At 71.3% G+C, this 10,680-nt stretch carries 7 protein-coding genes; 5 read left to right on the forward strand and 2 right to left on the reverse strand.

Annotated features, from left to right (window positions below; translation table 11 throughout):
- The first annotated feature begins 11 nt into the window (after positions 1-11).
- The 4 genes from mtrB (at position 12) to hpf (ending at position 5,187) form a co-directional block, all read left to right on the forward strand.
- Positions 12-1,778, forward strand: a complete 1,767-nt coding sequence (mtrB, locus tag BXA10_RS16545; RefSeq protein ID WP_076471250.1) for an MtrAB system histidine kinase MtrB — start codon at positions 12-14, stop codon at positions 1,776-1,778.
- The gene (locus BXA10_RS16550; RefSeq protein ID WP_076471251.1) at positions 1,775-3,580 is read left to right on the forward strand and encodes an LpqB family beta-propeller domain-containing protein; all 1,806 of its coding nucleotides are present in this window, start codon (positions 1,775-1,777) and stop codon (positions 3,578-3,580) included. The genes mtrB and BXA10_RS16550 overlap by 4 nt, the downstream gene beginning before the upstream one ends.
- Before the next feature lie 3 nt (positions 3,581-3,583).
- The gene (locus tag BXA10_RS16555) at positions 3,584-4,297 is read left to right on the forward strand and encodes a ComF family protein (RefSeq protein ID WP_076471252.1); all 714 of its coding nucleotides are present in this window, start codon (positions 3,584-3,586) and stop codon (positions 4,295-4,297) included.
- Positions 4,298-4,545: 248 nt separating this feature from the next.
- On the forward strand, positions 4,546-5,187 hold the full coding sequence (gene hpf, locus BXA10_RS16560) for a ribosome hibernation-promoting factor, HPF/YfiA family (RefSeq protein ID WP_076471253.1): 642 nt from the start codon (positions 4,546-4,548) through the stop codon (positions 5,185-5,187).
- A gap of 47 nt (positions 5,188-5,234) precedes the next feature.
- On the opposite strand, the gene BXA10_RS16565 is transcribed toward hpf, so the two are convergent.
- Together BXA10_RS16565 and BXA10_RS16570 are read right to left on the reverse strand one after the other, a co-directional pair.
- Positions 5,235-6,341 carry a GNAT family N-acetyltransferase gene (locus tag BXA10_RS16565; protein WP_076471254.1) on the reverse strand — a complete coding sequence of 369 codons (1,107 nt, stop codon included), beginning with the start codon at positions 6,339-6,341 and terminating at the stop codon, positions 5,235-5,237.
- Positions 6,338-7,492: a GNAT family N-acetyltransferase gene (locus tag BXA10_RS16570; protein WP_076471255.1), complete on the reverse strand. Its 1,155-nt coding sequence runs from the start codon at positions 7,490-7,492 to the stop codon at positions 6,338-6,340. Before BXA10_RS16570 ends, BXA10_RS16565 begins: the two co-directional genes overlap by 4 nt.
- 169 nt (positions 7,493-7,661) lie before the next feature.
- Between BXA10_RS16570 and secA the strand changes: the two genes are divergently transcribed.
- Positions 7,662-10,583: a preprotein translocase subunit SecA gene (gene secA / locus BXA10_RS16575; protein WP_076471256.1), complete on the forward strand. Its 2,922-nt coding sequence runs from the start codon at positions 7,662-7,664 to the stop codon at positions 10,581-10,583.
- Positions 10,584-10,680: the final 97 nt, after the last annotated feature.

Consider the following 10,680-nt stretch of genomic DNA (forward strand, 5'->3'; position numbering starts at 1 on the left):
TGGGGCGCACTGTGGCCTCCCCCGTGCTCCCGCCCCCCGAGACAGCGACGACCCGCCGACGCGGCGCCGGTCGTGAGCTGTGGCGTGCGCTCGCCGGACGGACCGCACGGCTGGTGGCCTGGGTGCACCGGACGTGGCGACGGTCCCTCCAGGTCCGGGTGGTCACCATCACACTGGTGGCGTCCAGCCTGCTGGTGGGTGGCTTCGCGTACCTCATCGCCGACAAGATCACCGGGATCCTGCTGGAGAACGCCAAGACCGACGTACGGCTGCGGTTGGAGGGCGGCGCCGAGTACGCGGCCAAGCAGGTCCTCCTCTACCGCCAGCCGCAGGAGGCCCAGCTCCAGCAGACCATCGAGGGCACGGTCAACTACCTGGCCGGCGGCGACCCCCAGCAGACCAGCGGGGTGGTCGTGGCGATCACCGCCGAGGATCATCCCGGGGTCATCCAGACCCGGGCGGCCCCGGCGATCGACGTCGGCCCCCTGATCAGCCCGGAGTTGCGGACGGCGGTCGCCGACGGCAACGTGGCCAGCCAGATCGGCACCGGCCGGCTCACCGGCAACCAGGACACCAAGTACCTGGCGTACGGCTCCCCGGTGCCGACCAAATTCGGCCAGATCGAGCTCTACTACCTCGTGCCGCTGACCCGGCAGGACGCCACGGCGGCCGAGGCCCGGGCCACCGTGGTCGGGACCGGTGCAGCCCTGGTGGTGCTGCTCGGGCTGCTCGCGGCCCTGGTCACCCGGCTGGTGGTGAACCCGGTGCGGGTGGCGGCGCGCACCGCCCAGCGGCTCTCCGCGGGGCTGCTCGACCAGCGGATGGTGGTCAACGGCGAGGACGACCTGGCGCTGCTCGCCGCGTCGTTCAACCAGATGGCCACCAATCTGCAACGGCAGATCCTGCGGCTGGAGGAGATGTCCCGGTTGCAGCGCCGGTTCACCTCCGACGTCTCGCACGAGCTGCGTACGCCGCTCACCACGGTCCGGATGGCCGCCGACCTGATCTTCGCCGAGCGCGACGAGTTCGACCCGGCGGTGGCCCGCAGCGCCGAGCTGCTCCAGGCCGAGCTGGACCGGTTCGAGGAGCTTCTCACCGACCTGCTGGAGATCAGCCGGTTCGACGCCGGCTTCGCCATGCTCGACGCCGAGCCGACCGACCTGGTGCCGATCGTGCACCGCGTGGTGGAGCGGCTGACCGGCCTGGCCGAGCGGGTCGGCGTACCGATCGAGCTGGACCTGCCGGAGGACGAGGTGATCGCCGAGGTGGATCCGCGCCGGGTCGAGCGCGTGCTGCGCAACCTGGTCGGCAACGCGGTCGAGCACGGCGAGGGCCGACCGGTGCTGATCCGTCTGGGCATGGACGAGACCGCGGTGGCGATCACCGTGCGCGACCACGGGGTGGGGCTGAAGCCGGGCGAGGAGAAGCTGGTCTTCAACCGGTTCTGGCGCGCGGATCCGTCGCGGGCGCGGCAGACCGGCGGCACCGGCCTCGGGCTGTCGATCAGCGTGGAGGACGCGCGGCTGCACGGCGGCTGGCTGGAGGCGTGGGGCGCGCCGGGCCAGGGCGCCCAGTTCCGGCTCACGCTGCCGGCGCGGGCCGGGGACCGGCTGACCACCTCGCCGCTGCGCCTGGTGCCCGAGGATGCCCGGCTGCCCTTCGGCGGCCCGGGCGACGCCGGTCCGCTGGCGATCGGCCCGGGCGCTGGTGGCGCGTTGACGATCGGCCCGGCGACGTCGGAAGACCCGGAGGCTACGCGGGCGGAGGTGCGTACGTGAGAGGACGTCTCCTGGTCGGGGCGCTCTGCGGGGCCCTGGCACTCGTCGGGTTCACCGGATGCGGCATCCCGGAGCGCACCGAGGTACAGATCGACCGGCGGAAGGAGCCGGCGACGGAGCCGGGCGCGGTCAACGCCGGGCGCCAGGAACCGCCGACCCGGATGATGAGCGGCGACGACCCCGAGGCGTTCGTCAGGAACTTCCTCTCCGCTGCCGCGGGTGAGTCCGACCGCGCCTACTACCGGGTGAAGCAGTTCATCGACCCCCAGTACCGCAACCGGCTCCAGGAGAAGCGGGGCAGCGAGGTCGAACTCACCGTCGTCCGGCTGACCGACACGAGGTCCGTGTACGACGGCCCTCGTGTCACGGTGACCATCGTCGTACAACAGGTCGGTGTCCTGCGGACCGACGGTACGCTCGCGCCGCCGGTGTCCGGCGACACGGAGTACACGTTCGGGCTACGAAGTGTCGGTCAACCCGGTACGACGCAGAACGGGGCCAGCTTCTTCGTGACCGAGCCGCCGAACGTGCTGCTGCTCAGCGACACGGCGCTGCAGGACTACTACGCGAGTCAGGTGATCTACTTCTGGAGCTCGGACCGCACCCAGTTGGTGCCCGACCTGCGTTACCTCCCGGACACGGTGCCCAACGAGCGGCGGCTCAACGAGGTGGTCAAGTGGCTGGTGGGTGGTCCGTCGGACTGGCTGCGAACGGGCGTGGTGGGCCTGCCCGACCGCACAGAGCTGATCAACAACGCGACCGGCGGCGACGGCCGCTGGGAGGTCAACCTCGACATGCCCGGTGACGACCGGACGCAGATCGATCAGCTCATCACCCAGCTCGCGTGGTCGTTGCGCGACTTCGACGGCGAGCTGGAGCTGAAGATCCGCAACAACTCCGTGAAGGTCGAGAACCTGGCCGGGCGGCGTTCGTCACGCTCCCTGTACCCCTTGCTGCTAGAGGGACCGCAGCGATACTGCGTGTTCGAAGGGGCGATCCACCCACTGGCCGACGAGCCGTCCGCCGTCGTGCCGATCGACCCGACGGCGAACAAGAACGTGGTGTCCGCCGGGCTCGCGCGCTCCGGCGAGCAGATCCTGGCCGCGCTCGTGGTGACCACGGGGGGAGGGAAGCAGCGCCTGACCGTAGGCACCGGACGAGGACCGGTGACGTCGTTCGCCAAGGGACAGGATTTCAAGGAGATCGGCTCGCCCGTCTGGTTGCGCTCCAGTGATCCGCGCCAACCGCAGGGGCTGGTGGTGGCCGACGGCAAGCTCTACCGGTTCGACCAGAATGCGCACACGACCCAGATCGTGCTCAACCTGCCCCCGGGCGTGGTGACCGCTGTCGCCGCCTCGCTCGACGGTCAGCGGATCGCGCTGATCGCCGGCGGTGGGCTGTACGTCGCGGCGGTCAACCTGTTGGACGGGGGTGGAGTGACCATCGGTCCGTCCCGCCGGGTGAGCACCTCACTGACCGGCCTCTCGGCGCTCGACTGGAACGACGAGTACCGGCTGCTCGTGGCCGCGTCGGCCGCGCGTCCGGCGATCTACCAGATCAGTGTGGACGGCGTTTCGCAGACGCGGCTCGACCCTGACCCGCGGGCCAAGGTGACCCACCTGTCCGCCTTCCCCGTCAACTCGACGATCCAGGTTTCCTCTGCCTTCATGTACGAGGCGAACGGGGTGGCGTACCGGACCGATTCCGACGAGCGCATCTCGTCGGCCCAGGTGGCCGGCGTCTCGCCGCCGCCGGCCGGCGTACGCCAAGGCAATCCGTCCGCCCCGTTCTTCCTGTTCTGAGCCGTGCGCGGCCTCGGCGGGCTCTGGGCGGACCTCAGCGACCTGGTTCTGCCCGCCGACTGCGCGGGCTGCCGGGAACGCCGCCCGGGGCTGCGCCACGGGGTCTGCCCGGAGTGCGTATCCACGCTCGGGGCGCTGCGCCCCCGGTCGGTGCGGCCCTCTCCCGCCCCAACCGGTCTGCCGCCCTGCTTCGCCCTCGGCCCGTACGCCGGCCCGCTGCGGGAGGCGCTGCTCGCCTACAAGGAGCACGGCCGGCACGGCCTGGCGCGGCCGCTCGGCGCACTGCTCGCCGAGGTGGTCGCGGTGGCCGTGGGACCGGTGCGCCCGGTGACGCTGGTGCCGGTTCCGGACACCGCGGCGGCGGCCCGCGCCCGCTACGGCGACCACCTGGACCGTCTCGCCCGGCACTGCGCGGACCGGCTGCGCCGGGCCGGCTGGTCGGTGCGGGTGATCCGGCCGCTGCGTGCGCGGCCCCGACCCGACTCGGTGACGTTGGACAGCGCCGGTCGGGCGGCCGCTGCCGAAGCCGCCTTCCAGCCCCGTCCGGGCGGGCGGGGCGGCGGGGGCGGCCGGGTCGACGCGACGGTGGTGGTGCTCGACGACATCGTGACCACGGGGGTCACCCTCGCCGCGGTGAGCCGGGGGCTGACCGCGATCGGTCCGTCACCTGCCGTCGCCGCGGTGCTCGCCGCCACCGAAAGGCGACAGCGGCGATAACTCTCCGTGTCTCGGTTTCACCCGATGGTGTAGGACCTGCGAAAAATCATGGCGCTCTTCGCAACCAGGGGTGACTGACCGGAGAACAGGAGTTAGCGTCGACGTGTCGGGGGTAGGAGGTCTTCCCAACCGCCCCCGGCGGTGGAAGGAGGCGTAGCCGTACTGACCGGTCGACGCCGAGCGGGGCCTCATCCCTAGGGGCGAGCGACCGGACGCCGATTGAAATTCGTCCGAGCCAGGGAGGTCACGTGGACATCGTGGTCAAGGGCCGAAACGTAGAAGTGCCGGACCATTACCGGGTGCACGTAGCCGAGAAACTCGCCAAGATCGAACGCTACGACCACAAACTCATTCGGGTCGACGTGGAACTGTTCCACGAGCGCAATCCGCGCCAGTCCGACCATTGCCAGCGGGTGGAGATCACCTGCGTCTCCCGTGGTCCGGTGATCCGCGCGGAGGCCTGCACCAACGACTTCTACTCGGCGCTGGACGCCGCGATCGCCAAGCTCGAGACCCGGCTGCGCCGGGCGGCCGACCGGCGCCGCGTGCACCGGGGCCGGCACGCACCCCTCTCCGTCGCAGCGGCCACCGCCGACCTGCCGGTCACCGACCTGGGGGCGGACCCGCTCGGCGCGTTCAGCGACAACGGCCGGGCCGCCACCGCGGTCGCGGAACGGGTCGAGACCGAGGAGGAGTACGACGACCAGCCCTGGCACATCGCGCGGGAGAAGGTGCATCCGGCCGAGCCGATGACCGTCGACGACGCCCTGTTCCAGATGGAGCTGGTCGGGCACGACTTCTATCTGTTCCTCGACAAGGAGTCCGGCCGGCCCAGCGTGGTCTACCGCCGCCGGGCGTACGACTACGGCATCATCTCGCTGGCCGTCTGAGCCGTACGCCGATCAGGGGGCCGTGGACGCCACGGCCTCCTGATCCGTCAGCGGAGCTCACTGGGCAGCAGGCCGAAGACCAGATCGTCGATCCGGGTGCCGGCCAGGCCGGGAAGCCGACCCCGGAGGAGGCCCTCCCGGCGGAAGCCGACGTTCTCCAGAACTCGATGCGACGCGACGTTGTCGGGCATCGTGCCGGCGGTGAGCCGGGCGAGGCCGGCCGGTCCGAAGGCCCAGCCGGCGAGCAGTCGCAGCGCACGGGTGGCGTACCCGCGGCCACGCCACTGCGGCAGCAACGCGTAGCCGACCTCGCCCTCACCGGCGTGCGGGTCGCTCACGGAGAGTCCGCAACTGCCGGCCGGGTCGCCCGTCGCCGCGTCCAGGATCAGCATCCGCGCGAGCCCGCCGGTGAGCCACTGGCTCGCCGCCAGCCGGCAGCGCCGCTCGATCGTGGCGAGGTCCGGCGGTACCGGAGGCGCCTGGTTGGCCACCACCTCCGCCCGGGTGTGCAGCCGGTACATCACGTCGACGTCGTCCGGGCCGAGCGGGCGTAGCGTCACCACGCCGTCGGTCAGCGTGCCGTCCGGCAGGTCGGGCAGTTGTCGCGGGGTCGGCCCGGGCGGGTCGTCGGCGAGGCGTACCCAGACGCCCAGGTCGTGCCGATTGTTCCGGCCCTGGCCGGCCGACCGGCGGACGCCCTCGTGCCAGAACCCGGCGGCCAGCGCCACCCGCTGGCTGGCCGTGTTCTCCTCCCGGGTGAGCAGTTCGAGCCGGACGGTGCCGGCGGCGAAGGCCGCCTCGGCCAGCGCTCGGGTGGCGGCCGTGGCGACGCCCCGGCCGCGCGCCCACGGCGCGACCCAGTAGCCGATCTCCGCCTGCCGGCGTTCCGGCACCGGGTTGCTGAGGCCGGCCGAGCCGAGCAGCCGGTCGGTGGCCGGGTCGGCGATCGCGTACGCCGCGCCGCCGGTCGCCCAGGCCGCCGGCGCGCCCTCGGTGATCCACCACCGGGCGTTCTCCTCGGTGTACGGGTCCGGTAGGCCAGGCAGGAACCGCTGGATGACCGGGTCGGCGCAGGCGGCGGTCGTGTCCGCCACGTCGGTCAGCCGGGACGGCCGCAGGCGCACTCCGTACGCCTCGATCACCTCGGGCGTCATGCGAGGTCACCCGGGAGCAGGGCGCCCGTCCAGACGTCCACCCGCTGGCCCCGGTGGGTGAGCCCACCACGAGCGGTGCCCTCGACGGTGAAGCCGGCCTTCTCGGCGGCTCGACGGGAGGCGGTGTTGCCGACGTTGGCCCGCCACTCGATCCGGGCCAGCCCGAGCGTGGTGAAGCCCCAGGCACCGAGCGCGGCCAGCGCGGCCGGCGTGAAGCCGCGACCCCGGGCGGCCGGGAGAGCCATGAAGCCGATGTCGGCGAGCAACGGGTCGGTTGGGGAGAGCCGCAGGTCGATCGAGCCCGCGTAGCGGTCGTCGGGGTCGGTGAAGACGTAGCAGGCGCTGGTACCGGCGGCCCAGGCGCCCCGGACGAACTCGAGGTACGACTCGGCGTCCGCCCGCTCGTACGGGTCCGGCACGGTCGTCCAGCGGATGGTCTCCGGGTCGCGACAGGTCTGCACGATCGCGTCGAGGTCGCGCTCCTCCATCGGACGCAGCCGCAGCTCCGTGGCGCCGGCGGTGGCGAAGAGGACGGGCTGCGGCCGGCCGAAGACGGCGGCTCGGCGGGCCTCCAGGGTGCCGGGTGCGGCGGGGCCGGGTTCGCCCGGCGCGGGCACCTCCCCGGGCAGCAGCGAGCCGATCCAGCCCTCCGGCCGGCCGCCGGGGGACGGGTCGGCGAGCCGGAGCCGCCCGTCGATCCGGAATCCGGCCCGGAGTGCCACCAGCCGCGACGCGTGGTTGCCGACCTCGGCCTGCCAGATCAGGCGGCGCAGTTTCAACGTGTCGAACGCCCATCGGGCGACGGCACGGGCGGCCCGGGTCGTCACGCCCCGGCTGCGTGCCCAGGGCACCGCCCAGTAACCGATCTCGCCCGTGCCGGCGCGGGTGTCGAGCGTGACGAGCCCGCAGGAGCCGAGCAGTTCGCCGGTGGCGGCGTCGCAGACCGCGAACGGGGCGCCGGAGTCCTCCCGCCAGACGCCGGCGGTGAAGTCGGTGACGAACCCGTGTGCGTGTTCGGCCAGGTATGGGCGGGGTACGGTGGTCCAGCGTTGAATGTCCGGGTCCTGGCAGGCTCGGTACACGTCGTCCGCGTCGTCCGCCCGCCACGGGCGTAGCAGCAGGCCGTCTTCCCTGATCTCGGTGGGCTCCACCCGAGCATCGTGCCGGATCGTTCGCCCACGGCGTAACCGGATATCCACGGCATCCGGCGCCGGGCGCGCGGTATGTCGGTTTCCGATGAACCGGGCCACCGCCACCAGTGACCATCGGCCCGATGTAGCGCCTACGATGGTTCGAGACTGTCTAGGGGAGCGTTGATCCGTGTCGATTCTGGAAAAGGTCCTTAACGCGGGCGAAGGCCGCATGGTGCGCCGCCTCAAGGCCATCGCCGCCGCCGTCAACTCGATCGAGGACGACTACGTCAACCTCACCGACGACGAACTGCGCGGCATGACCCTGCAGTTCCGTGAGCGGCTCGCCGACGGCGAGACCCTCGACGACCTGCTGCCCGAGGCGTTCGCCGTGGCGCGGGAGGCGGCAGCGCGGGTGCTCGGCCAGCGGCCGTACGACGTCCAGGTGATGGGCGGTGCGGCGCTGCACTTCGGCAACATCGCCGAGATGAAGACCGGTGAGGGCAAGACCCTCACCTCGGTCATGGCGGTCTACCTCAACGCGCTCTCCGGCAAGGGCGTGCACGTGGTCACGGTCAACGACTACCTGGCCCAGCGCGACGCCGCCTGGATGGGCCGGGTGCACGACTTCCTCGGGCTCACCGTCGGCGTGGTGCTGCCCAACCAGCCGGCCTCCGAGCACCGGGCCGCCTACGAGTGCGACATCACCTACGGCACCAACAACGAGTTCGGCTTCGACTACCTGCGCGACAACATGGCCTGGTCGAAGGATGAGCTGGTCCAGCGCGGCCACAACTTCGCGGTGGTCGACGAGGTCGACTCCATCCTCATCGACGAGGCCCGGACGCCGCTGATCATCTCCGGTCCCGCCGAGCACTCCGCCCGCTGGTACAGCGAGTTCGCCGGAGTCGTCGCCCGGCTCCAGCCCGGCACGGACGGCGAGGGCGACTACGAGGTCGACTACGCCAAGCGGACGGTCGCCGTCACCGAGCGGGGTGTGGCGAAGGTCGAGGACCGGCTGGGCATCGACAACCTCTACGAGTCGGTGAACACCCCGCTGGTGGGCTACCTGAACAACGCGATCAAGGCCAAGGAGCTCTACAAGCGCGACAAGGACTACATCGTCAACGAGGGCGAGGTCCTGATCGTCGACGAGTTCACCGGTCGCATCCTGCACGGCCGCCGCTACAACGAGGGCATGCACCAGGCCATCGAGGCCAAGGAGGGGGTGGAGATCAAGCAGGAGAACCAGACCCTGGCCACCATCACCCTCCAGAACTACTTCCGCCTCTACGAGAAGCTGTCCGGGATGACCGGTACCGCCCAGACCGAGGCGAGCGAGTTCAACAAGGTCTACAAGGTCGGCGTGGTCACCATCCCGACCCACCGTCCGATGGTCCGGCAGGACCGGCCCGACGTCATCTACAAGACCGAGAAGGCCAAGTTCAACGCCGTGGTGGAGGACATCGCCGAGCGGCACGAGCAGGGGCAGCCGGTGCTGGTCGGCACCGTCTCGGTGGAGAACTCCGAGATCATCTCCCAGTTGCTGCGCCGCCGCGGCATCCCGCACGAGGTGTTGAACGCCAAGTACCACGCGCGGGAGGCGGAGATCGTCGCCCAGGCCGGGCGCAAGGGCGCGGTCACGGTGGCCACCAACATGGCCGGCCGGGGTACCGACATCCTGCTCGGTGGTAACGCCGAGTTCCTCGCCGCCAGCGAGCTGCGCCAGCGCGGCCTCGACCCGGTGGAGAACGAGGAGGAGTACGCCAAGGCGATGGAGGAGGTCCTGCCCACCTGGAAGCAGGCCTGCGACGCCGAGGCGGAGGAGGTCGCCGCAGCCGGTGGTCTCTACGTCCTCGGCACCGAGCGGCACGAGTCCCGCCGGATCGACAACCAGCTGCGGGGTCGTGCCGGCCGGCAGGGTGACCCGGGCGAGTCCCGCTTCTACCTCTCGCTGCAGGACGAGCTGATGCGGCGATTCCGGGCGGGCGCGGTCGAGGCGGTGATGGAGCGCTTCAACATCCCGGAGGACGTGCCCATCGAGTCGAAGATGGTCACCCGCCAGATCAAGACCGCGCAGGCCCAGATCGAGGGCCAGAACGCCGAGATCCGCAAGAACGTCCTGAAGTACGACGAGGTGCTCAACAAGCAGCGCCAGGTGATCTACGGCGAGCGGCTGCGGGTGCTCAACGGTGAGGACCTCTCGGAGCAGGTCCGCAACATGATCGACGACGTCGTCGAGGCATACGTGCGGGGTGCCACCTCGGAGGGGTACGGCGAGGACTGGGACCTCGACCAGCTCTGGGCCAGCCTCAAGCAGCTCTACCCGGTCGGCCTGACCATCGAGGAGCTGGAGGAGGAGGCCGGCGGTTCCCGCGCCGGCATGGACGCCGACTTCCTGGTCGGCCGCCTCAAGGACGACGCGCACGCCGCGTACGACCGGCGCGAGGAGCAGCTCGGCGAGGAGGCCGTACGGCAGCTCGAGCGGATGGTCCTGCTCCAGGTGATCGACCGGAAGTGGCGCGAGCACCTCTACGAGATGGACTACCTCCAGGAGGGCATCAGCCTCCGTGCGTACGCCCAGCGCGACCCGGTAGTCGAGTATCAGCGCGAGGGCTTCGACATGTTCGCCACCATGATGGACGGCATCAAGGAGGAGACGGTCGGCTTCCTCTACAACCTCGAGGTCCAGGTCGCCGAGCCGGAGCCGCAGGCGGAAGAGGTCCAGCTGCTGGAGAAGCCGGTCGAGCTGCGGGCGAAGGGCCTCAACCGGACCCCGCAGCAGCAGGGCTTCCAGTACTCCTCGCCCACCATCGACGGTGAGGCGGGTGCGGGCGGAGTCGCCGTCGAGCAGGCCGACCAGCAGGCGCCGGCTCTCGGCGTCGGGCAACGCGCCACGGCCGCCCCGGCCGCGCCGGGCACGACCGCTCCCACCGCGCCGCAGCGCCCCGCCAGCGGGATGAGCGGGCCTGCCGTCGCGGCCGGCACCGCCCGCCGCCCGGCACCGGGTCAGGTCGATGCCGGCAACGGACCGTCCCGCAACGCGCCCTGCCCGTGCGGCTCCGGCCGTAAGTACAAGCGGTGCCACGGTGCACCCAACGGTGGGGCCTGACAGCTAGTGCCGCGTCAGGCAACGTTTGCCCTGTTGACTACCTCGCGTAGGCGTTCGTCGGCGGCGTGCTTGTTCCGCCAGATGATGTAGCGGCGGA

Source organism: Micromonospora avicenniae (assembly GCF_900156065.1).
GTDB lineage: Bacteria > Actinomycetota > Actinomycetes > Mycobacteriales > Micromonosporaceae > Micromonospora > Micromonospora avicenniae.